This is a genomic window from Magnetospirillum sp. XM-1, assembly GCF_001511835.1.
Taxonomy (GTDB): domain Bacteria; phylum Pseudomonadota; class Alphaproteobacteria; order Rhodospirillales; family Magnetospirillaceae; genus Phaeospirillum.
In genome coordinates this window covers 1,852,840-1,875,058 of the sequence record NZ_LN997848.1, presented here as the reverse complement: position 1 = coordinate 1,875,058, position 22,219 = coordinate 1,852,840, and the positions used below count along the sequence as shown (strand labels likewise).

At 68.1% G+C, this 22,219-nt stretch carries 17 protein-coding genes; 5 read left to right on the top strand and 12 right to left on the bottom strand.

The features are described from left to right. Position 1 precedes the first annotated feature (1 nt). The 5 genes from XM1_RS08745 to XM1_RS08725 all read right to left on the bottom strand — a co-directional run bounded on the left by XM1_RS08745 (position 2) and on the right by XM1_RS08725 (position 6,011). A complete protein-coding gene (locus XM1_RS08745) occupies positions 2–946 on the bottom strand; it encodes a phenylacetyl CoA (protein WP_068432705.1) in 945 nt (314 codons plus the stop codon). Then, positions 943–1,596, bottom strand: a complete 654-nt coding sequence (locus XM1_RS08740; RefSeq protein ID WP_068432703.1) for a 4Fe-4S dicluster domain-containing protein — start codon at positions 1,594–1,596, stop codon at positions 943–945. Before XM1_RS08740 ends, XM1_RS08745 begins: the two co-directional genes overlap by 4 nt. Next, positions 1,593–4,379: a molybdopterin-dependent oxidoreductase gene (locus XM1_RS08735; RefSeq protein ID WP_068432701.1), complete on the bottom strand. Its 2,787-nt coding sequence runs from the start codon at positions 4,377–4,379 to the stop codon at positions 1,593–1,595. Before XM1_RS08735 ends, XM1_RS08740 begins: the two co-directional genes overlap by 4 nt. After that, the gene (locus tag XM1_RS08730; protein WP_008613198.1) at positions 4,376–4,786 is read right to left on the bottom strand and encodes a thioesterase family protein; all 411 of its coding nucleotides are present in this window, start codon (positions 4,784–4,786) and stop codon (positions 4,376–4,378) included. The genes XM1_RS08735 and XM1_RS08730 overlap by 4 nt, the downstream gene beginning before the upstream one ends. 382 nt (positions 4,787–5,168) lie before the next feature. After that, a complete protein-coding gene (locus XM1_RS08725) occupies positions 5,169–6,011 on the bottom strand; it encodes a hypothetical protein (RefSeq protein ID WP_068432699.1) in 843 nt (280 codons plus the stop codon). Between the two features lie 134 nt (positions 6,012–6,145). Here XM1_RS08725 and XM1_RS08720 point away from each other — a divergent pair, with 134 nt between their 5' ends. Beyond that, positions 6,146–8,797 carry a bifunctional acetate--CoA ligase family protein/GNAT family N-acetyltransferase gene (locus XM1_RS08720; RefSeq protein WP_068432697.1) on the top strand — a complete coding sequence of 884 codons (2,652 nt, stop codon included), beginning with the start codon at positions 6,146–6,148 and terminating at the stop codon, positions 8,795–8,797. On the opposite strand, the gene XM1_RS08715 is transcribed toward XM1_RS08720, so the two are convergent. From XM1_RS08715 to XM1_RS08700, 4 genes are all read right to left on the bottom strand, one after another. Then, the gene (locus tag XM1_RS08715) at positions 8,794–10,230 is read right to left on the bottom strand and encodes a hypothetical protein (RefSeq protein WP_068432696.1); all 1,437 of its coding nucleotides are present in this window, start codon (positions 10,228–10,230) and stop codon (positions 8,794–8,796) included. The two genes, XM1_RS08720 and XM1_RS08715, sit on opposite strands and share 4 nt — an antisense overlap. Before the next feature lie 4 nt (positions 10,231–10,234). Continuing rightward, the gene (cysS, locus tag XM1_RS08710) at positions 10,235–11,614 is read right to left on the bottom strand and encodes a cysteine--tRNA ligase (RefSeq protein WP_068432695.1); all 1,380 of its coding nucleotides are present in this window, start codon (positions 11,612–11,614) and stop codon (positions 10,235–10,237) included. A 64-nt stretch (positions 11,615–11,678) separates the two neighbouring features. Further along, positions 11,679–13,010, bottom strand: a complete 1,332-nt coding sequence (gltX, locus tag XM1_RS08705) for a glutamate--tRNA ligase (RefSeq protein ID WP_068432694.1) — start codon at positions 13,008–13,010, stop codon at positions 11,679–11,681. Beyond that, positions 13,007–14,662, bottom strand: a complete 1,656-nt coding sequence (locus tag XM1_RS08700) for an NAD+ synthase (protein WP_068432692.1) — start codon at positions 14,660–14,662, stop codon at positions 13,007–13,009. Before XM1_RS08700 ends, gltX begins: the two co-directional genes overlap by 4 nt. 143 nt (positions 14,663–14,805) lie before the next feature. On the opposite strand from XM1_RS08700, the gene XM1_RS08695 reads away from it, so the two are divergent. Next, positions 14,806–15,621: a hypothetical protein gene (locus XM1_RS08695; protein ID WP_068432691.1), complete on the top strand. Its 816-nt coding sequence runs from the start codon at positions 14,806–14,808 to the stop codon at positions 15,619–15,621. 96 nt (positions 15,622–15,717) lie between these two features. Then, positions 15,718–16,689, top strand: coding sequence for a hypothetical protein (locus tag XM1_RS08690; RefSeq protein WP_231920743.1), 972 nt, complete (start codon positions 15,718–15,720; stop codon positions 16,687–16,689). A gap of 132 nt (positions 16,690–16,821) precedes the next feature. Here the strand turns inward: XM1_RS08690 and XM1_RS08685 are convergent, their stop codons facing one another. Beyond that, a complete protein-coding gene (locus XM1_RS08685) occupies positions 16,822–17,382 on the bottom strand; it encodes a gamma-glutamylcyclotransferase (protein WP_068432689.1) in 561 nt (186 codons plus the stop codon). 54 nt (positions 17,383–17,436) lie between these two features. Here XM1_RS08685 and bluB point away from each other — a divergent pair, with 54 nt between their 5' ends. Then, positions 17,437–18,183, top strand: a complete 747-nt coding sequence (gene bluB / locus XM1_RS08680; RefSeq protein ID WP_068432688.1) for a 5,6-dimethylbenzimidazole synthase — start codon at positions 17,437–17,439, stop codon at positions 18,181–18,183. On the opposite strand, the gene XM1_RS08675 is transcribed toward bluB, so the two are convergent. Further along, positions 18,184–19,800, bottom strand: a complete 1,617-nt coding sequence (locus tag XM1_RS08675; RefSeq protein WP_231920742.1) for an ATP-binding protein — start codon at positions 19,798–19,800, stop codon at positions 18,184–18,186. Between the two features lie 73 nt (positions 19,801–19,873). After that, a complete protein-coding gene (locus tag XM1_RS08670) occupies positions 19,874–20,515 on the bottom strand; it encodes a class I SAM-dependent methyltransferase (RefSeq protein ID WP_231920741.1) in 642 nt (213 codons plus the stop codon). A 143-nt stretch (positions 20,516–20,658) separates the two neighbouring features. On the opposite strand from XM1_RS08670, the gene XM1_RS08665 reads away from it, so the two are divergent. Then, complete coding sequence (locus XM1_RS08665) at positions 20,659–22,047, top strand: class II 3-deoxy-7-phosphoheptulonate synthase (RefSeq protein ID WP_068432684.1); 1,389 nt, start codon at positions 20,659–20,661, stop codon at positions 22,045–22,047. Positions 22,048–22,219: the final 172 nt, after the last annotated feature.

The following is a 22,219-nucleotide window of genomic DNA, read 5'->3' as shown; positions in this document are numbered from 1 at the left end:
CTTATTCCTTAGCTTGGTTCCTGGCCTCCCCGGGGGGGACCTCACGCCAGCCCGGCTTGAAGCCCGGACCGGATTCCCCGCCGCCGCGGGCGGGGGAATGGTTGATGGCGAAGCCCTGGTTGTGGGCCGCCTTGGTGACGATGACGATCTTCATGGCCCAGCCGCCCGCCATGGCGGCCAGCCCGGCGGCGGCCAGGGCGGCGGCGCGGATGTCGGGCGAAATGCCGGCCAGCACCAGGAAGGCCACGGGAATGACGTTGCCGCCCAGCGTGAAGGGCATGGAGAAGCGGATCAGCATGGCGGCGGCTTCCACCGGCGCCTCGCCGCCGACCATGCGGCGGCGGTAGAACATCCACACGAAGATGCGCCCCGCGATGGTGGCGACCAGGGTGCCGGCCACCCATTCCGGCGCGCCGGAATCCAGGAACAGGGTGCCCAGCAGCAGCAGGATGCCGGCGCCCTCGGCCAGGCCGGTGACCACGGTGAGCGGCAGGATCAGCGGCGAGCGCCAGGTGGGAATGCCCTTGGCGGATTCCAGGATGCGGGCCTGGCAATACAGATAGGCGGCGGCGGGAATCCACACCAGCTTGGCCAGATCCGGCCAGATCAGCGCGGCGCCCCCCAGCGGGAACAGCACGCCGGCGACGAAGGCTTCCCGCGTCATCCAGCTGCGCTTGCCGCCCAGCAGCACGTTCAAGGCGCGAAGCGGGCGACCGATCTCGAGGAAGACGGAGAACAGGCCGAGGCCGACCAGGGTGAGACCGGCCAGCAGCAGCACCCGGCTGTAAAGGCCGTCGAAGGCCCCCAGCGAGGTGAGGATCAACAGCCCGGTGCCCGAGCCGCCGCCGATGAAATTGCCGGCGGCGCGCATGTCCCAGGCGGTCTGCAGCCAGGGCGCGAGTCCCTGATGGCGTATGGCCGGGGCGTCTTCGAATTCCTCGTTCATTCGTCCTCGGTCTCCCACAGATAGTGAATGTTGGGACCGGTCCCGAGTTCCTCGTGCATGCGGAACGACTTGTACCGCTTCAGCAGCTTGCTGACGTTGCTGTCAGGATTATCGGTGTCGCCGAACGTCAGCGCCTTGGACAGGCAGGCGTTGACGCAGGCGGGAGTCGCTTCCGGCGCCACCCCGGGGGTCAACCCGTTGGCCAGCCCGTAATCGACCCGGTCGACGCAGAAGGTGCACTTCTGCGCGACGCCAAGCAAGCGTTCATCGTAACGCGCCCGCTCGTTCTGGGTGGCCTGATCCTTGAAGGCGAAGGTGGGCTTGGACACCTTGTAGCGGGCCTGGTAGGGACAGGCGACGATGCAATAGCCGCAGCCGATGCAGATGTCGTAGTCGATGGTGACCATGCCGTCGGCGCGCTTCTTGGTCGCCGTGGTGGGGCAGACGTCGCGGCACGGCGGCTCGTCGCAATGCATGCAGCCCACCGGCACGAAGACGCGGCGCACGTCGGGGAAGGTGCCCACCTCCATGTCCAGCACCTTGCGGTACTGCACGCCGGGCGGCGTGGCGTTGGCGTGACGGCACGCGGTGGTGCAGGTCTGGCAGCCGACGCAGCGTCCCAGGTCGGCAACGATGGCCCATTTGGTCATGACCGCCTCCCCTTCCCGCCAGTGCTTACCTGCTCGTCGTCGCGCGCTTTCCGGATGGCGACGCGGCTAAGGTCGGCGGCCGAGCCGGTGGCGTCGGTCAGCTGCATGGTCATGGCGGTCAGCCGGTTCATGCTGGGCACGTCGAAATCCTTGGCCACCGGGGTGGCCCAGTGGTCGAACTGGGCCATCATCAGGATGGTGTCGGGGCGGATGCCCTGGGTCAGCACCACGCGGCCCGAGACGCTCTTGCCGGTCGGCGCGGTGACGACGATGCGCTCGCCGTCCTTGACGCCGATCTTGCGGACGGCCTCGGGGTTCATCATCACGCCGTCATGGCCCTTGACGTTGCCCGACACCTCGCGCATCAGCGGAATGTGCATGTTGGAGCCCCAGGCGTATTGCATGGAGCGCGCCGTGACCACCCAGAAGGGGAAGTCCTCGACCTTGCCGCCGAACTCGACGACGCTCTGGTCCCAGTAGCCGGGGAAGTTGTGCCATTCCATCAGCGGCCGGTATTCGGTCAGCTGGCTGTCCCACCAGGTGATGCCGGCTTCGCGCAGGCGGTTGGCCAGCTGGCGGCCGATGCGGGCCAGACGCTCCTGGTAGGGCAGCTCGTAGCGCAGGCCCTTGGCCTTCAGCGCCGGAGTGAGGAACCAGTTGGTCTCGGGGAAGGGAATGGTGCGGAAGCCGTTCTGCTTCCACCAGTCGAGTCCCTGGGACTCGGCACCGCCGGTCAACTCGGCCGAGGCCGAGCGGCAGGAGGCGTCCCACACCTCTTCCAGGGTCGGCACCTTGTCCACGGGCAGGCTGAAATCCCAGTTCTTGCCTTTCAGCGGCACACCGTGGGAGCCGCGGTTGATGGCGGCCACGTACTTTTCCTGCAACCCGGTGCGCACCGCCAGATCGGTGGCGATGTCGGTGAAGTCGCGGGCCTCGCCCTGGGGCTTGACGCTGGGCTGGCGCAGCGCGAAGCCCTGGGTCTTCCAGTACTGCTCCTGGAACTTGGTGCCGCCGATGCGGATCAGCTGCATGCCTTCCAGGTCGGTGGCGTCGGGCAGCAGGATGTCGGCGAAGTGGTTGGTCTCGTCCCTGGTATGGGCGAAGCACACCACGAAGGGCATGCGCGACACCACGTCGGCCACCCGGTCGGTGTCCCAGAACGAGATCACCGGGTTGGTGCGGTAGACCAGCAGGAATTCCGGGAAGGTGGCGCGCGGAATCTCGTCCTGGGGCTCGTCCAGGAACATGTAGGAGAACTGGGTCGGACCCAGCGCCGGGCTCCACGAGGAATTGCCCACCAGCGGCACCAGCATCTTGTAGGCGTTGCGGATGATCGGCTTGGCCGCCCAGGTATCCTTGTCGGTGGGGTTGAACGGGTATTCCATGAAGCCGTCGAGGCAGCCGTCGAAGCTTTCCAGACGGTTGGCGGCGGGACGGTTGATGCGGATGGTGGTGCCGATGGTGCCGCCGGGCACCTCGAGCGCGCCCACCAGCACGGCCAGCATGGTCCGGGCCCAGCAGCACTCGGCGCCGCCCCAGCCGTTGTTGACCGTCTTACCCAGCGTCACCGCCACCGGGCGGTAGGGCATCTCCACCCCGTCGATCTCGATGGTCTGGCCGACGCAGGCGTTGTCGAGGAACTCGTTGGCGATCTTGCGGATGCGCTCTTCCGGCACGTCGCAGACCTTGGCGGCCCAGGCCGGCGTGTAGGTGCGGACGTGATCGACGAACTTGGTGAAGGCGGTGACGCCCTCCACGTCCCGGTGCTCCCAGCGCTCGTCGTCGGCGCCCAGCGTCACCGCATGGGAAACCGTGAAGCGGCCTTCCAGGGCGGGGACCGCGCCGGGGGTGTCGTGGGCCACGGCGCGGCCCGACTTCTCGTCCCACAGCAGCGGCTTGTTGGTCTCGGGGTCGCGCAGATACCAGCCGTCGGGACCGACCAGATAGGGGCTGGACGTGGTGTTCTTGAGGAAATCCAGGTCGAGACGTTCGCGCCCGGCCTCGTGAACCATCACGTTCAGCAGGCTCATCAGGAAGGCGGCGTCGGTCTTGGGCCGGATGGGCAGCCACTCGGCCGAGCAGGCGCCGGTCACCGACAGGTGCGGCTCGACCTGAATGCGCTTGGCGCCCCGGGCGCGGGCCTCGGAATGGCGGTAGACGCCGCAGACGCCGCCCGACGCCTCGTGGTTGGCGCCGCAATTGATGATGTAATTGACGCGCGGCGTGTCCGGCGTGATCACGTAGCCGCGATGCCAGAATTCGCCGTACAGGTGCTCGGAGTGATAGCACTTGACGCCCTGGCCCGAGCCGAAGCCGAAATCGATGGGACCCCAGGCCGACAGGAAGGCGGTGAGCGAGCCCATGTACTGGGTCGGCGTGCCGGCGCCGCCGAACGAGGCGGCCACCTTGGGATAGCCGTGCTGGTCCAGCAGCCCTTCGGCGCGGATGGTGTTCAGCTTCTCGGCGATGGTGCTCATCGCCTCGTCCCACGAGATGGGCACGAAGCCGGGGTCCTGGTCCTTCCCCTTCTTGGGGTTGGTCCGCTTCATGGGAGTGAGGATGCGGTGCGGCGTATAGGACTTCTGAATCAGTCCGAACGCCTTGACGCAAACCTTGCCCTCGGCCGGGTGGGTATCGGCCGCCTTGAAATTGGGCTCGATCTCGGTGGCGACGCCATCGACCACCTTCACGGTCATCAGGTCCGGGCCCGCCACACACTGGTAGCAGTACGTCTGGACCTTCTCGACCTTGCTTCCCCCACCCCCGGCCGGGGCGGCGCTCATGACGCGCTCTTGGCCTTCTCGGCCTTGGCCAGCAGGCGGGCCTTGGTCTGCTCGACGCCGACCACGAACCGCTTGTGAACGCCCTTGCCGATGTTGTCGAGCGAGTCCTTGGCGGTGAACGAGAAGGTCACGCCGGGGCCCTTGACCTCTTCCACCGTCACGGTGATCTCGACCCACTGGCCCAGCAGGGTGGGAGCCAGATGGTCGACCTCGACCCGGGTGCCGACCGAATCCTCGCCGGCATCGGAATGCTCCAGCAGCAGATCGCGGGCGGTGACTTCCATGTCGTAGATCAGCGCAGGCGTGTTGTAGACCCGCGCCTCGTCGCCCATGAAGCCGATGGTGCGGCCCTTGTCGACCTCGTAACGGCGGGTGGCGGTCAGACCGGCGACCAGCGTGCTCTTCATAAGGAAACCCTCCCGGATGAATGGCGGGGACCTGTTGCGGCGCCCCTTTGATTTCCTCTTTTATATTACATCTATGCCGTTTGTGTCAAAAGTTTTGTATCACATGCTGCCATGCCCCGGGATGCCGCACAGCAGCAATATCCTTGAAATAACCACAAAATTCTTATTCGGCACCCATCGCCCAAAGCCCGTTCTTGATGCATCGCACAACAAGAGTGGCGCCACTTGAATCGGGATCGCATCACTTTCGTCCAGGTAGTGTTCAGGCGCGGACAACTGGCCGCCGGAAGCGGAATCTTCCGGCGGGATCAGGTTTATGTATTTCGGTACTGATTTGCTTATTTAGTGCGACGAAGCACTCTCGCCCGGTCTTCGCCCGCCGTCAGGAAACCGACTTCAGACCCATGACAATTTTGTCGAGCCCCCGGAAGGCGGCGGCTAGTTCCACGTGGGATTCGCGCATGGTGCCGGCGTCGGGACAGGGATGGCCGCCGATGCGGTTGGCCTGCATCATGCGCAGGCCGGCGGCCAGGGACTGGCCCTTGATGAACTTGGCCACGTGGTGGACGGCGGCGTAATGCACCGCCAGATGGCCGGCCAGGCGTTCGGGCAGCAGGTAGAGGGCGCCCTGCACCGCCTTCCAGCCGTAATCCAGATCGGCCAGGGCGATTACGGCGGAGACGAAGGAGACGCCGGCCTCGGCGTTGGGCGGCACCGGCACCGCCTCGAAGGCCTGGATGCGCGCTTCCAGTTCGATCACCAGGGTGGCGGCGGCGGATTTGCGGCGCAGCGCCTCGTCCCGGCGGCGGCTGGAATTGGCGGTGGCGATTCCCACCAGACCGGCCAACAGGGCGCCCACGGCGATCATCAGCGCCGCCACCCCGGCCTGGATCAGCATGGGAAACGGGCCGGGCTCGGCCTGGGCCGGGACGGCCGGCGGCGCGGCGACCGTCGCCGGAGCAGGAGCGACGGAAACCGGGGCCAGAGCCGGGGCCGGGGCCGGAGCAGCGACGGGGGCCGGAGCGGGCGCGGCGACGGCGGCCGGCGCCTCGGCGCCGGACAGCGGACGCACCGCCTGGAAGCCGGGGGTTTCCTCGGCCGGAGCCAGGGGGGCGGACGGCAGCGGCTGGACCAGCGGTGCGGGCGCGGGCCCCTCGTCGGCCGCCAAGGCGGGCGCGGCGCAGGCAAGGGAAACGACCAAGGCGGCGGCAGCCATTCTGAACATCTGGACACAATCCCGAATCGACGGCGAACCCCTTCGCGCCGCGCACCATAGACCAAGCGCGCCCTGCCGGGAAGATGGCTAAAAGCCCCACTTCTTCCTTGCTTTTTCGCGCCTGCGGCAGAAACTCGTCAGTCATGAGCATTCACAACCTTTCCTTCCTGTTCGAGCCCACCTCGGTGGCGGTGATCGGGGCCTCGGATCGGCCGCGTTCGGCGGGCGCCGTGGTGATGCGCAATCTGCTGGCCGCGGGCTTCAAGGGCCCGATCATGCCGGTCCACCCCACCCACCGGGCGGTCGCCGGCGTGCTGGCCTACCGCGACGTGGCGTCCATGCCGCTCACCCCCGATCTGGCGGTGCTGTGCACCCCGGGCGAGACGGTGCCGAAGCTGCTGGACGACCTGGGGCGGCGGGGAACCAGGGCGGCCATCGTCATCGCCGGCGACGTGGACAAGGACGCGGTGCTGGCGGCGGCGCGGCCCTGGGGGCTGCGCATCCTGGGCGGCGGCGCGCTGGGCGTGCTGGTGCCGCGCATCCGCCTCGACGCCAGCTTTTCCCATGTCACCGCGCTGCCGGGAAAGGTGGCCTTCGTCTCGCAGTCGGGCGCGCTGTCCACCGCCGTGCTGGACTGGGCCCGGCCGCGCGGCATCGGCTTTTCCCACTTCATCAGCCTGGGCGACGCCCACGACATCGATTTCGCCGACGTCATGGACTACCTCGCCAACGACGACCAGACGCGGGCCATCCTGCTCTACATCGAATCCATCGGCGAGCGGCGCAACTTCATCCCCGCCGCCAGGGCGGCGGCGCGCAACAAGCCGGTGCTGCTGGTCCGCGCCGTGCCCGAGGCCGACGACCACCCCATCGGGCCGTTCCTGGCCGAATCCCTGGCCCGGCCCGAGGACGCCTTCGACGCCGCCATCCGCCGGGCCGGCGCGCTGCGCGTGCATGACATCGACGAACTGTTCGGCGCGGTGGAGACCCTGGCCCGGGCCAAGCCCATGAAGGGCCAGCGCCTGGCCGTGCTATCCAACGGCGGCGGCACCGCCATGATGGCGCTCGCCGAGATGGGCGGACCGGGCGGCGGCCAGATGGCCCAACTGTCCGAGGAAACCCTGCGCAAGCTGACCGCCCTGATGCCGCGCAACTGGAAGGGGGCCAACCCGGTGGACCTGGGGGTCGACGCCAACGGCAAGCGCTACGCCGACATGGCCCGGGTGATGATCGAGGCCGAGGAGGTGGACGCCACCCTGGTGATCCACGCCCCCAACGCCATGGCCGACGGGCTGGAGGCGGCCCAGGCGGTGATCGACACCCAGAAGCGCCATGGCGGCGCGGTGCTGACCTCCTGGGTCGGCGAGGAGGCGGCGGCCCCGGCCCGCAAGCTGTTCGGCGAGGCGGCGCTGCCCACCTACGACACCCCTGGACGGGCGGTGCGCGCCTTCCGCCATCTGGTCAATTACCAGCGTAACCAGGACATGCTGCTGGAGACGCCGCCATCGCTGATCGAGGGCTTCGCCGCCGCCAAGGGTACGGCGCGGCTGATCGTGGCGCGCGGCCTGGCCGATCCGGACGGCAACCTGACCGAGCCCGACGCCAAGGCCCTGCTGTCGGCCTACGGCATCGCGACCCAGGACACCCGCCTGGCCGCCACCATCGACGGCGCGGTCCAAGCCGCCGATCAGGTGGGCTATCCCGTGGCGCTGACCATCGCGTCGCCCGACGTGGCCCGCAAGTGGGACGTGGGCGGCGTGGCGCTGAACCTGGAAGACGCGGCGGCCGTGCGCTCGGCGGCCGAGGGCATTTTGCGCCGCGTCGAGGAAACCCGGCCGGAAATCCGCGTCGACGGCTTCACCATCCAGCGCATGGCGTTTCGCCCCAACGCCCGCCAGTTGATCGTCGGCGTGGCCTGCGACCCGCTGTTCGGCCCCGTGCTGGTGTTCGGCGAGGGTGGCCGCGCGGTCGAGGTCATCCGCGACCACACCGTCGGCCTGCCCCCCGTCAACCTGCCGCTGGCCCGCGGCATGATCGGACGGACCCGGGTGTCGCGGCTGCTCCAGGCCCATGGACGCCGTCCCGCCGTCGATCTCGACGCGGTGGCCGAGGTGCTGGTCCGGGTGTCGCGCATGCTCGCCGACAACCCCGAGATCGTCGCCTGCGACATCAATCCGCTGTTCGCCGACGAGCATGGCGCCCTGGCGGTGGACGCCCGCATCCGGGTGGCCCCCTGGGAGGACACCGATCTGCGGCATTTCTCCATCCTGCCCTATCCGGCCGAGTTGGAGGAGACGACCCGCCTGCACGACGGCTCGTCCGTCACCCTGCGCCCCATCCGGCCCGAGGACACCGTCGCCCATTCGGAAATGATGAGCCGCATGACGCCCCAGGATCTGCGCCTGCGCTTCTTCGGCCAGGTCCGCCAGATCCACCACCACCAGATGGCGCGCCTCACCCAGATCGACTACGAGCGCGAGATGGCCTTCATCGCCACCCGCGCCAACAAGGACGGCCAGCCCGAGACGCTGGGCGTGGTGCGCACCGTCACCGATCCCGACAACCGCCGCGCCGAGCTGGCGGTGCTGGTGCGTTCCGACATGAAGGGCACCGGCCTGGGCTCCATGCTGATGGACAAGATCGTCCGCTATCAGCGCGGCCGCGGCACCAAGGCCATCTACGCCCAGATCATGATCGAGAACGACGCCATGATCCGCCTGGCCGCCAAGGCCGGGTTCCAAAAGCAGGTGGCGGAAGATCCCGACGTGGTCGAGATGGTCCTGGAACTGGGCTAGAGGGGGCGGTTGCCCGTCTTTCCCATCTCGGCCGCCTCGGCGGCCAGCACCTCGTTCTCCATGCGGATGGAGATCCGCCGCTGTCCGGCGAAGCGCTGGTCGAGACGCACCGCGCCCACGATGGCGGTGAACAGGGCCAGCCACACCACCCGGTTCTGATAGCGGTCGTGGGGATTGGACAGCGCGCCGCAGACGATGGCGTTGCCGATGATCGCCGCCACCACGATGATCGCGAGACCCGTGGTGGTGCGGTCACGCCGCTTCCAGGCCACCGCCAGCAGGATCAGGGTCACCACCTCGGCCGCCTGGTTGATGGGAATCTGGAAGGCGTTCATGGCGTGGAAATCGATGGCCGGGCGCCGCTGCTGGCGGGCGAAGCGGAACTGCTTGAACTCGGCCGGATAACGCCGGAGCTGAGTCTTGACGAAGTGCCAGGTCATGGGCACCAGGTCCTCGCCGCTTTCGATGGAATCCAGCTGCTCCCAGGTATTGGCCAGGGCCGCCTTCAGCACCTCGCCGGGAAACAGCTTGATCGCGCCGGCGACGATCTTTCCCGATTCATCGTGCATGGCGGTCCAGCCACCCAGCTCGTCGAAGGGGGAATCGCCCCACAGGAACTCGTCGGCGGTGCGCGGCAGCTCGTCCTTGTGGTCGCACATCTCCAGATCGACGCCCTGGGGGCAGACCTCGTCCAGATACTTCTTGGCCATGCCGTTCTGGACGAACAGGGCCAGCTGCAACACCTGACCCGATTCGGAGAAGACGAAACGCCCCATGAGGAACTGATGGGTCAGCGGCACCAGCAGGATGCCGATGACGATGGCTGAAATCGGACCGACCATGCGCGGCCGGGGCATGCGCAGCATGAAGCGCGAGCCCAGCCAGACCACGGCCAGCACCAGGGCCAGACCGGCGGCCACCGCCACGTGGCTCATGTGGACGCAGATGGAAATGGCGGTGATCACCACCAGGGCGAAGCGCCGCCAGGGCTGCAGCCCCTCGCCGAAGGCCAGCGCGGCGACGCCCAGGATGGCCACTCCGGCGAAGACGTCGGCCAGCACCTGCGACGACACCCAGGGCAGGCCGGTGAACAGGGCGAGCGCCAGCCCGACGCCTAAGAACACCATGTGCCGCCAGCGGCCGATGAAGCCCATCACCGCCTCGTGCAGCACCCAGGTGGTGAGGATGGCATGGGCGAGCGGCATGGCCCACAGCGTGCCGAACGCCTTGGCGATGGTGCAGAACACGCCGTAGGTCATGATCCGCCATATGATCGGCTGGAAGGAAAACGCCATCTCGACGTAATCCTCGCTGTCGAAATAGATCAGCGGATAGCCGTTCCACAGCGCCGGAGCCATCAGCAGGGCCACCACCAGCACGAAGGTCAGGGCGTGATACCCCAACTTCCAGCCGGTGAGCGGCACCCTGCTCATTCCCTTAGGCCCGCTTCCAGGTGGTGCCGCCGGCGCCGTCCTCGAGCACCACGCCCTTGGCCGCCAGATCCTGGCGGATGCGGTCGGCCTCGGCGAAGTTCTTCGCCTTGCGGGCCTCGGTGCGGGCGATTATGGCCGCCTCGATCTCGGCGTCGCTTGGGCCGCCGGCCGCGCCCGATCCCTTGAACCACGCCTCGGGGTCCTGGTAGAGCAGGCCGAGCATGTGGGCCGACGCCAGCAGCGCCCCCTTGCGGCGCGCCCTGTCCTCCAGGCCGCTGGCCTTGTTCAGCGCGCCCGCCAGTTCGTGCAGATGGGCAATGGCCAAGGGCGTGTTGAGATCGTCCTTGAGCGCCGCCAGCACCTCCAGCGGCGTTTCCGCCTCATAGCCGTTGGCGTCGATGTCGGCGGCATTGCGCAGCGCGGTGTACAGGCGGTCCAGCGTCGCCTTGGCCTGCTTCAATCCTTCCGCCGTCCAGTCGAAGGGCTGGTGGTAGTGGGTGGCCAGCATGGCGAGGCGAATGGCCTCTCCCGGGGCCTGGTCCAGCAGCTCGCGCACGGTGAAGAAGTTGCCCAAGGACTTGGACATCTTCTCGCCTTCCACCATCAGCCAGCCGTTGTGCAGCCAGAAGCGGGCGAAGGGCTTGCCGTTGGCGCAGGTGCTTTGCGCGATCTCGTTCTCGTGGTGGGGGAAGACCAGATCCTGGCCGCCGCCGTGGATGTCGAAGGTCTCGCCCAGATGCTGCAGGCTCATGGCCGAGCACTCGATGTGCCAGCCGGGACGCCCACGGCCCCAGGGGGAATCCCAGCCCGGCAGGTCGTCGGACGACGGCTTCCACAGCACGAAGTCGCCGGCATCCTTCTTGTAGGGCGCCACCTCGACACGGGCGCCGGCGATCATCTCGTCCTGGGAACGGCGCGACAGCTGGCCGTAATCGGCCATGGCGCCCACCGCGAACAGCACGTGCCCCTCGGCGGCATAGGCGTAGCCCTTGGCGATCAGGCGCTCGATCATGGCGATCATCTGGCCGATATGGGCGGTGGCGCGGGGCTCCACGTCGGGCAACAGGCAGTTCAGCGCGCCGATATCCTCGTGGAACATCCGGGTGGTGCGCTCGGTGATGGCCGAGATGGGCTCGCCGGTTTCCTTGGCACGCGCGTTGATCTTGTCGTCCACGTCGGTGATGTTGCGCACATAGCGCACCGACGGATACAGCGTCTTCAAAAGGCGATAGAGCACGTCGAAGACGATCACCGGCCGGGCGTTGCCGATATGGGCGCGGTCATAGACGGTGGGGCCGCAGACATACATGCCCACATGGCCCGGAACCAGGGGCTCGAACACGTCCTTGGTGCGGGTCAGGGTGTTGTAGAGAACCAGCGGCACCGGCCAAACTCCTATCGCGAATGTGGATATTGCCGTGAAACACGGCCAAAACCCGTGACCTGTGTCAAGCCGCCCGCCCCGAAAGGCGGGAAACGGCGCGCTCGCGCCCGATCAGCGGCAGCAGCGTCTTCAGTTCCGGCCCATTCTCGCGGCCGGTGAGCGCCAGACGCAAGGGGTGGAACAGCATCTTGCCCTTGCGGCCCGTCGCCTGCTTCACCGCTTCGGTCCAGGCGCCCCAGGTGGCGTGGTCCCAGGGCTCGGGCGGCAGCAATCCGGCGGCGGCGTTGGTGAAATCCGCGTCCTCGATCACCGGGGCCAGGGCCTGGCGGCAGATGGCCCACCATTCCGCGGCGTCGGCCAGATGGCTGAGGTTGGGCCGCACCGCCAGCCAGAATTCCTCGTCGGCGCCAATGATGCCCAGCCTGTCCTTCACCTCGGCGAAGGAGGCGGTGTGCATCAGGCGGGCGTCCAGGCGCTCCAGTTCGGCGGAATCGAATTTGGGCGTGCCGCGCCCGAACTTGTCCCAGGCGAATTCGGCGGCCAGATCGGCCAGCGAATGGCGGATCTCGATGGCGTCCGAGGTGCCCAGCTTGGCCAGCAGGGAATTGAGCGCCATGGGATGGATGCCGGTGGCGCGCAGATCCCGGAGCGAACCCGACCCCAGACGCTTGGACAGCCCCTCGCCGCTCGCCCCCGTGAGCAGCGGCAGATGGGCGAAAGCGGGCGGAACCGCGCCCAGCGCCTGGAACAGCTGGATCTGCGGCGCGGTGTTGGTGACGTGGTCCTCGCCCCGGATCACGTGGGTGATGCCGAACTCGATGTCGTCCACCACGCTGGGCAGGGTGTAGAGGAAGGAGCCGTCGCCCCGGATCAGCACCGGGTCGGACAAATTGGCGCCGTGGTAATGGCTGGGGCCGCGCACGCAATCGTTCCAGCGCACCTCCTCGTGCTCCAGCTTGAAGCGCCAGTGGGGCTTGCGCCCTTCCGCCTCGAAGCGGGCGACCTCGTCGGGGGTGAGTTTCAGCGCGGCGCGGTCGTAGACGGGGGGAAGGCCCCGGCCCAACTGCACCTTGCGCCGCAATTCCAGCTCGTCCGGGGTCTCGTAGCAGGCATAGAGCCGCCCCTCGGCCTTGAGGCGCCCGGCGGCGGCGGCATAGGCGTCGAGCCGGGCCGACTGGCGCTCCAGCCTGTCCCAGTCCAGGCCCAGCCAGCGCAGGTCATCCTGGATCGCCTCGGCGAATTCGGGCTTGGAGCGTTCCAAATCGGTGTCGTCGAGGCGCAGGATGAAGCGGCCGCCGCTGGCGCGGGCGCACAGCAGGTTGAGCAGGGCGACGCGGGCATTGCCCACGTGCAGCAGCCCGGTGGGGCTGGGAGCGAAACGGACGATGGCGCTCATATCAGCGACGTGAATGCGTTGGTGATGGGGTAACGGCGATCACGACCGAACGAGCGGGACGAAATCTTGACGCCGGGCGGGGCCTGGCGGCGCTTGTACTCGGCACGGTCGAGCATGCGCCAGACGCGCTTGACCACCGCCTCGTCGAAGCCGGCGGCCGTAATCTCGGCGACGCTCTTCTCCTCCTCGATCATGGCTTCCAGCATGGAATCCAGCTCGTCATAGGGCGGCAGGGTGTCCTGGTCCTTCTGGTCGGGCTTGAGCTCGGCCGAGGGCGGCTTGGTGATCACCCGGTCGGGCATCACGGGACCGTCGGGGCCCAGGCAGCCCGGCGGGCGGTGGAGGTTGCGCCAGGAGGACAGCGCGAACACCGTAGTCTTGTAGACGTCCTTCAACACCGCGTAGCCGCCGCACATGTCGCCGTAAAGGGTGGCGTAGCCGCAGCTCATCTCGCTCTTGTTGCCGGTGGACAGCACCATGGGGCCGAACTTGTTGGAAATGCCCATCAGCGTCAGCCCGCGCGAACGCGATTGCAGGTTCTCTTCCGTGATGTCCGAGCCCTTGCCCACGAACAGCGGCGCCAGCATCTGGTCGAACGCCCCCATGGCCGGGCCGATATTGACGGTGTCGAGGCGCACGCCCAGCAGACGGGCGCATTCGGCGGCGTCCTCCAGGCTTTCGACCGAGGTGTAGGGCGACGGCATCATCACGCACCACACCTTGTCGGGGCCCAGCGCGTCGGCGGCGATGGCCGCGCAGATGGCGCTGTCGATGCCGCCCGACAGGCCCAGCACCACACCGGGAAAGCGGTTCTTGCCCACATAGTCGCGCAGCCCGGTGACCAGCGCCTGGTAGACGCCCTCCAGCCGAGAGGTGGGCGGGGCCTTGGGGCCTTCGCAGCGCCAGCCGCTGGGCTCGCGCGTCCATTTGGTGAGCGCCACCTCGCTCTGCCATGGCGCGAGAGAGGCGGCAACCTTGCCGTCGCCGTTCAGCACGAAGGACGCGCCGTCGAACACCAGTTCGTCCTGGCCGCCCACCTGATTGACGTAGACCAGGGCCAGGCCGGTCTCCTCGACCCGGGCGCGGGCGTGGTCGAGGCGGAGCGTCGGCTTGTCCATCTCAAAGGGCGAGCCGTTGGGCACCACCAGGATCTCGGCGCCGCTTTCACCCAGGGTCTCGGCCACGTCCTGGTACCACATGTCCTCGCAGATCATGATGCCCAGACGCACGCCCCGAAACGATACCGGGCCGGGCGCCGGGCCGGGCTGGAACACCCGGACCTCGTCGAACACGCCGTAATTGGGCAGGTGGTGCTTCAGCCGGGTGGCGGCGACGCGGCCGTGGTCGAGCAGCAAGGCGGCGTTATGCAGCTTGTCCTTGACCCGCCAGGGCGCGCCGACCAGCACGGCGGGGCCGCTTTCGGTCTCGGCCGCCAGCTCGTTCACCGCCGCCTCGCAAGCGTCGAGGAACGCCCCCTTCAGCACCAGATCCTCGGGCGGATAGCCGCAGATGGTGAGTTCGCCGAACACCACCAGATCGGCCCCCAACTCGGCGCCCTTGGCGCGGGCGGCACGAATCAGCGCCAGATTGCCGGCGACGTCGCCGACCACGGGATTGATCTGGGCAAGGGCGATGGACAAGGTGTCGGACATGAGGCGATGCGGCCCTGGTGAGCAATATCCAGGCACACTAGGGAGCGGATTCGGCCCTGTCAACGCACCGCTGCCGCCTTGCCTTGCGGGCCGAAGCGAGAGAGTCGGTTCACTGTCCGGGCCGGGCGCGCTATGGTTCGTTCATGGTCACCCGCACGCCGCCGCCGAACCAGAACCCGCCATCCGCCGCCGGTCCGCAATGCTGCAAGACGGTGGGCTCCACCATGATCGGCCACTTCGCCACGCGGCTCGAGGTAGAGGCGGCCAAGGCGGGCGGCAGCCTGACCGCGATCCAGATCCGTGCCGTGGCCCAGCACTTCATCGAAGCCGAGCAGGCGCGGTTCAAGGCCTATTACCAGCGGGCCTGGGACGACTGCACCCGCGAGCGCGAGGCCCTGCGCTGGGAAGGCGAGCGCGACCAGCCGTTCGAACGCATCCTGATGCGCCGCTTCGCCCATCTGTTCCCGCCCAGGAGCGGCGACGAGGGCGGCGAGGGAATCCTGTCGCGGCGGATGATCCCCGGCTTCCACGTGGCCATCGACAAGATCATCGGCCCCACCTTGTTCGAGCAATGCCGCCGCCGGTCGGCGGCGCTGGTGGAACGCCACACCACGCCCGCCGGGCAACACGACTGGCGCGCCGTCCATGCCGACCCGGACGCCGTCCGGCTGATCGACGACGTCCTGATGGTGGTGGCCCAGTCCTTCGCGGATTTCAAAAAGCGCCGCGCCTGGTTCATGGATCTGGTCAACACCCGCCTCGGCCCGGCCAAGAGCGGCGCCCGCGACGAACATTGGCGGCTAGGCGAAAGCGCCTTCGCCGCGCTGATGCGCGCCCTGTTCGCCGATCTGGGCGCCCGCGCCCACGCCGATCCCGCGCAAATCAAGGGCATATGGGGCGAATCCACCCATGACGCGCTTTGCCGTTTCATCCTGCAGCTTGAACGCCCCATGGCCTGAGCGGCGGGCCGCCCCTCGGGGGTAGCAAAATAACATCTTTTCCTCCGATGATTGTTTATGCATTCTCCGCCCGCACCAGTGGAGACGCGTGCCGCCATGGCCATCATGGTTCCAAGAATCGATGCCGCATTCAGCGGACGCCGCCAGGACGCCAGGCAGCGGGTCTGGACCGCCCTGCGCGACCAGCTGTCCGACGATCACACGGTCTTCACCTGCGCCTCCCACGCCGGCCAGCAATCCCCCGACTTCATCGTGCTGGGGCCCCGGGGGCTCGTTCACATCGCCGTCACGGCGGGCATCCTGGACGTCCTGGCCCCGCCGGGAGACGGCGTGGTCTGGACCCATCGCGGCGGCGACGGCTATTTCATCGGCGCGTTCCGGGCCGACGACCTGAACCGCGCCGCCCATATCCTGGAACGCCGCCTGTTGACCATGCTGCCGTCGGGCCACCGTTTCCAGCCCGGCCAGTTCGGCCGCGGCCGGCTGCACGTCCTGCCCGACACCCCGCCCGCCCATACGCCGGGCATCGATCTGGCCTCGGCCGAGCGCCGGGTCCTGATCAACGCCGATCTCGGCCGCCTGGGCGATTGGGTGGAGCGCGCCATGCAGGACAACCCGGCCGCGCCGACCCTGGCCGATGGCCTGCGCCGCGAACTGTCGGCGGCCCTGGCGGCCCTGGCGGAACCGGCCGGAAAGAGGCGCGTCGTCCTTTTGCGGCGCGGCGGCGCGGCCATTGCCGCCGCCCTCGCCGCCACCGTGGTCCTCGCCCTGATCTCCGACCGGGTCGGATCGGGCCCCAGCCTGCCCACGGGGCAGGAAAGAAGCATTCAGGACGGGCGCGCCGTCTTCACCTTTCCCGACTTCATCCCGGCCAAGGCCGAATGGGCGGTGAGAAGCGCCATCGAGGTGGCCTGGGACAATCCCGAACGCCCGGTGCAATGGCGTCACGGCAACCTGGCCGGATCGGTGCGCCAGCTTCCCCGCGACGACCGCCCCTGCCGGGCCTTCCGCATCAACCTCGACCTGGGCGACGTGGTGCAGTCCGAGGACCGGCGCTACTGCCGGTAGGATGGCGAATGCGGGCGGGACGCCCGCGCTCCGGGGCGGGGCATTCCTTGGAATGCGGGCGGGACGCCCGCGCTCCGGAACGAAGCGTCTCGTGGAGCGCGGGCGTCCCGCCCGCATACCCGGAACCGCGCCTCAGATGCCCGCGCCGGCCTCGATGATGCCGGTCTGGCGCTCCACCTCGACCAGCAAGGCGTGCAGCTCGGCCTCGGCGAAGCCGTCGCTTTCCAACTGGCGGATGGTGTTGATCAGGTAGTCGCGGTTCAGCCCGCCCTGGCCCTCGGCGTCCATGATGATGGCCGCCGCCCGCTCCAGCGGCAGTTGACCGGCGTAGTGGTGATGGCCGGTGTCGGCCACGAAGGTATAGGCCTCGACCACGCGACCATCGTCACAGAGAACCGGCAGATAGCGTGCCACATAGGCATATCCGACCAGTTCGCGCTCGTTGAGGTAGTCGATCACGTCCGCCGCCCGCGCCCGCCCCACCCGGAAGGCCAGCCCCCGGCACGAGCCGCCCTCGTCCAGGCCCAGCACCAGACCGGGCCGTTCGGGCGTGCCGCGCCAGTGGCGGGAATAGACGCAGAAATCCCGGTGCCAGCCGTCGAGGCGGGCCCGGCAGGTTTCATCGGCATCGAAGCCCGGCCGCCACATCAGCGAGCCGTAGCCGAATACCCAGAGATCGCAATTCTTGGTCATGGAAGAACAGTAACGCTACAGTGACCCCGACGGGGGCGAGAAAGGGAGCGAAGAATGACAGATCGGGCCGCCGCCATCCAGGGCGACGACACTTTGAGCGAGGCCGACCGGCAGGGACTCTACCGGGTCCTGCTGTCCCGGCGCGACGTGCGCGGCCAGTTCCTGCCCGATCCCATCCCCGACGAGGTGCTGGCCCGGGTGCTGACCGCCGCCCATTACGCCCCGTCCGTGGGCTTCATGCAGCCATGGAGCTTCATCCTGGTGCGCTCGCCCGAAATCCGGGGCCGCATCAGGCAAGCTTTCACCAAGGCCAACGACGAAGCGGCCGGCATGTTCGAAGGCGAGGCGCGGGCCACCTACCGCTCGCTCAAGCTGGAAGGCATCCTGGAATCGCCGGTCAACATCTGCGTCACCTGCGACCGCGACCGGGTGGGCCCCGTGGTACTGGGCCGCACCCACATTCCCACCATGGACCTCTATTCCACCGTCTGCGCCGTGGAGAATCTCTGGCTGGCAGCCCGCGCCGAGGGCCTGGGCCTGGGCTGGGTCTCCATCATCTCGGAACCGGCGCTGAAGGAGATTCTCGGCCTCCCCGAGCGCGTGGTGCCGGTGGCCTATCTCTGCCTGGGCAAAGTCAGCCATTTCTTCGCCCAGCCGGAACTGGCCACGGCCGGCTGGCGCAAGCGGCTTGCCCTGGCCGATCTGGTCACCCTGGACCGCTGGGAAGGGCCCAGGGACGAGACGCTGGCGGATGCGCTGGCCAAGGCGCAGGCCCGCGCCGAGAACGGCGAGCCGATGTAGTCACGCGCCCCGCAGGGTGAAATGGACGGTGGCGCCGCGTCCCGGCTCTGATTCCAGCCAGATCTTGCCGCCGGAACGCTCGACGATGCGCCGGCACAGCGTCAGCCCGATCCCGGTTCCCTCGGCCTGGGCCGTGGGGCTGAGCCGCTGGAACAGCTCGAACACCTTGTCGTGGTACTGGGGATCGATGCCGATGCCGTTGTCGGCGACGGCAAAGTGCCAGAAGCCGTCGGCCGCCGGTTCGGCCGTGACCGAAATCAGCGCGGGACGGTCGGCGGAACGGTATTTGATGCTGTTGCCCAACAGGTTCTGGAACAGGCTGACGAGGTGGGATTGCAGCGTGATCACCTCGGGCAGAGGGCCGACGCGAACCTCGACATCGGCCATGTCCATGTCCTGACGCAGGTTGTCCCGCGCCTGGACCATGGCCTCGCCCGCCGAACAGGCTTCCAGGACAACGGTCTGGCGCGACGCCCGCGAGTATTCCAGCAGATCGAGAATCAGCTGGTTCATCTGCTTGGTGTTGGCGACGATGAAGGCGATGAACTCGTCGGCATCGGCATCCAGCCGGCCCTTGTAGCGGCGCTCCATCAGCTGGGTATAGCTGACGATGTTGCGCAAAGGCGTCTGCAGGTCGTGGGACGCCACATAGGCGAACTGCTCCAGATCGGCGTTCGACCGCTCCAGCGCCTTGTTCTTGTCCTCCAGTTCCGCCGTGGTCCGGGCGCGCTCGGCCTCCATGGCGCCAAGCTTCTCGGCCATGCGGTCCAGCCCGGCCAGCACGCTGCCGCCGTCCCTGGGCCTGCGGTTCTCGGGCATCGTGAAGTCGCCCTGGCCGATGCGGGTGATCCGCTCGTGGACCTCGGGCACCGAACCGCCCAGGATGGCGCGGGCCTCGGCGTAGGTGAGCCAAAGCAGGGTGCCCACCGCGATGGCGAAGGCCATGAACACCAGACGCAGGGCGAAGGCGACGGTCTCGGCGCGGCGGACGGCGGCCAGAGTCCGCTGTTCGACCAGATCATTGAATTCCCGGATGGGAGTCATGATCGCCGCCTTACCCCGGTGGTATTCCTCGTCGTGGACCATGCGGACCGCCCGCAGCCGGGCGTCCGGATCGGCCGGGCCGGCGACTTCGGCCAGCCGCATGGCCTCCAATTCCCGGAGGGTCAGTTCGTCGGAGCGGGCCTTGGCCTCGGACAGCCGCTGGAACTCCTCGTTGGAGAATCCGGCCTGGCGCATCATTTCCATCAGGGAAAGGCCGGGCCCCGCCTCGGGGCGGGCAAAGCCGGGCGAGGCCGGCGTCAGGTACCAGTAGAAATTGTCGAAATTGTCCGGCCGCGGCTTCGCTCCTTCGCGGATGTCCAGGATATCGTGGTAGGAGCGTTTGAATTCGGCGTCGCCGGTGGCGACGTAGGACCGCACCATGCGGGTGAGATCGTCCGAGGACTGACGCAACTGGTCGGCAAGATGGAACGACAGTTGCCGCCGCTCGTTGGCGCGGTCGATCTGCTTTTCACCGTAGACGTAAAGGGCGAAGGACAGCACGAAGGCGACGAACAGCAGACCGGTCTGCCAGACCCGCCGGGAAAGCCCCTGCCCGCCATCCATCCCTCGCATCGCCCTGCCCCCGAAACACCCGCCACCATGGATACCATAGGGGATATCACTCAGGACGAGAAGGCTGACGACCTTACGAAACCCTGACGAACCGGCACCACTGGAACTTCTGCGACGCGCCGCCCGGCGTCACGTGCTCGGCCCGCGCCTCCTCCACCAGCCGGAAGTCCGCCCCCAGCAAGGCGGACAGGCTGGCGGAATCGTGGCGGCGCACGGGCAGGCCCGAGCATTTCTCCGGCCCGTCGGGGGCGAAAGCGGCGATGATCACCGTGGCCTCGGGACCCAGCGCCCTCTTCATCACCTCCACATAGCGGGCCTGGTCCGCCGGATCGGTCAGGAAGTGCAGCACGGCGCGGTCATGCCACAGGTCGAACAGGCCGGGCACCGGCCGCCAGTCCAGCACGCTGGTTTCGATCCAGGTGACGTCGTCGCCCAGGGGCCCGAGGCGCTCGGCGGCGGTCTGCAAGGCCGCCCCGGCGATGTCGAGCACCGCCACATGGACGAATCCCTGCTCCAGCAGGCGGTCGACCAGAACCGAGGCGCCGCCTCCCACGTCGACGATGGCGGCGTCCCGGCGCAGGGATGCGGCCCGGATCATGGCCAGGGACAAAGCGGGATCGTCCTGATGCCAGGAGACCTCTTCCGGCTGCTTGGTCGTCCAGACATTCTGCCAGTGGGTGGCGGCGTCGCTCATTTCGATCCTCGGAATTTTCATGGCCGTATCCCGTCGTCCGGGCTGGAAATATAGCCTGGGCCGTCGTATAGAGAACGGCTTTCCGTTTCGCCATGGCGAAACGTCAGGTAGAGAACGACTTTTTCCGTTTCGCAAGGCGCGGAACGCCAGGAGATTGAAGTCCCATGTCCGAGAATTGGTCGCCGGAAAGCTGGCGCGCGAAGCCGATCCATCAGGTCCCCACCTATCCCGACGCCGACAAGCTGGCCGAGGTCGAGGAGAGCTTGCGCAACTTTCCGCCGCTGGTCTTCGCGGGCGAGGCCCGTCGCCTGAAGGCGTCGCTGGCCGACGTGGCCGACGGCAAGGCCTTCCTGCTCCAGGGCGGCGATTGCGCCGAAAGCTTCGCCGAGTTCCACGCCAACAACATCCGCGACACCTTCCGGGTGCTGCTGCAGATGGCGGTGGTGCTGACCTACGGCGCCGCCATGCCGGTGGTCAAGGTGGGCCGCATGGCCGGGCAGTTCGCCAAGCCGCGCTCGGCCGACACCGAGACCATCGACGGCGTGACCCTGCCCAGCTACCGCGGCGACAACGTCAACGGCAGCGAGTTCACCGCCGAAGCCCGCATCCCCGACCCCGAGCGCATGATCCGCGCCTACAACCAGTCGGCCGCCACGCTGAACCTGCTGCGCGCCTTCGCCCAGGGCGGCTACGCCGACCTGCACAAGGTGCACCAGTGGACGCTGGGCTGCGTCGCCGGCACGCTCCAGGCCGCCCGCTATCAGGACCTGTGCGACCGCCTGGACGAGACCCTGGCCTTCATGGAGGCCTGCGGCATGACCAGCGACACCACGCCCCAGCTGCGCGAGACCGATTTCTTCACCTCGCACGAAGCGCTGCTGATGCCCTACGAGCAGGCGCTGACCCGCATCGATTCCACCACCGGCGACTGGTACGACTGTTCGGCCCACATGCTGTGGATCGGCGAGCGCACCCGCCAGCTGGACGCCGGCCACGTGGAGTTCCTGCGCGGCGTCGGCAACCCGCTGGGCTTCAAGGCCGGCCCCGGCATGAGCGCCGACGACCTGCTGCGCCTGATCGACCGCCTCAACCCCGAGAACGAGGCGGGCCGCATCACCGTCATCACCCGCATGGGCGCCGAGAAGGTCGAGCAGGTGCTGCCCGGCCTGATCCGCGCCGTGGCGCGCGAGGGCCGCAAGGTGGTGTGGTCGTGCGATCCCATGCACGCCAACACCATCAAGGCGGCGGGCGGCTACAAGACCCGTCCGTTCGACGCCATCCTGGCCGAGGTGCGCGCCTTCTTCGCCGTCCACAAGGCCGAGGGCAGCCATGCCGGCGGCGTGCATTTCGAGATGACCGGCCAGGACGTCACCGAGTGCCTGGGCGGCATGACCGGCGTCGCCGAGGAGGATCTGGGCGACCGCTACCAGACCGCCTGCGACCCGCGCCTCAACGCCACCCAGTCGCTGGAGCTGGCCTTCCTGATCGCCGAGCAGCTGAAGGACGAGCGCGCCCTGCTGCGCGCCAAGGCCCAGGGCAAGCACAAGAGCTGAGACCGTCCTCCTTCTCTTTCGTCATGGCCGGGCTTGTCCCGGCCATCCACGCGGCCCCGCCGGAACGGCGCATGAAACAGCGCAACCGGCGGACAGGCGTGGATACCCGGCACAAGGCCGGGTATGACGGAGAAGGGTAATCGCTGCGCACCTTTTGGCCAACTCAGCGTAC

Coding starts and splice junctions, on each gene's coding strand:
- XM1_RS08745 (WP_068432705.1), bottom strand. CDS start 946: ATGAACGAGGAATTCGAAGACGCCCCGGCCATACGCCATCAGGGACTC.
- XM1_RS08740 (WP_068432703.1), bottom strand. CDS start 1,596: ATGACCAAATGGGCCATCGTTGCCGACCTGGGACGCTGCGTCGGCTGC.
- XM1_RS08735 (WP_068432701.1), bottom strand. CDS start 4,379: ATGAGCGCCGCCCCGGCCGGGGGTGGGGGAAGCAAGGTCGAGAAGGTC.
- XM1_RS08730 (WP_008613198.1), bottom strand. CDS start 4,786: ATGAAGAGCACGCTGGTCGCCGGTCTGACCGCCACCCGCCGTTACGAG.
- XM1_RS08725 (WP_068432699.1), bottom strand. CDS start 6,011: ATGTTCAGAATGGCTGCCGCCGCCTTGGTCGTTTCCCTTGCCTGCGCC.
- XM1_RS08720 (WP_068432697.1), top strand. CDS start 6,146: ATGAGCATTCACAACCTTTCCTTCCTGTTCGAGCCCACCTCGGTGGCG.
- XM1_RS08715 (WP_068432696.1), bottom strand. CDS start 10,230: ATGAGCAGGGTGCCGCTCACCGGCTGGAAGTTGGGGTATCACGCCCTG.
- gltX (WP_068432694.1), bottom strand. CDS start 13,010: ATGAGCGCCATCGTCCGTTTCGCTCCCAGCCCCACCGGGCTGCTGCAC.
- XM1_RS08700 (WP_068432692.1), bottom strand. CDS start 14,662: ATGTCCGACACCTTGTCCATCGCCCTTGCCCAGATCAATCCCGTGGTC.
- XM1_RS08695 (WP_068432691.1), top strand. CDS start 14,806: ATGGTCACCCGCACGCCGCCGCCGAACCAGAACCCGCCATCCGCCGCC.
- XM1_RS08690 (WP_231920743.1), top strand. CDS start 15,718: ATGGCCATCATGGTTCCAAGAATCGATGCCGCATTCAGCGGACGCCGC.
- XM1_RS08685 (WP_068432689.1), bottom strand. CDS start 17,382: ATGACCAAGAATTGCGATCTCTGGGTATTCGGCTACGGCTCGCTGATG.
- bluB (WP_068432688.1), top strand. CDS start 17,437: ATGACAGATCGGGCCGCCGCCATCCAGGGCGACGACACTTTGAGCGAG.
- XM1_RS08675 (WP_231920742.1), bottom strand. CDS start 19,800: ATGCGAGGGATGGATGGCGGGCAGGGGCTTTCCCGGCGGGTCTGGCAG.
- XM1_RS08670 (WP_231920741.1), bottom strand. CDS start 20,515: ATGAAAATTCCGAGGATCGAAATGAGCGACGCCGCCACCCACTGGCAG.
- XM1_RS08665 (WP_068432684.1), top strand. CDS start 20,659: ATGTCCGAGAATTGGTCGCCGGAAAGCTGGCGCGCGAAGCCGATCCAT.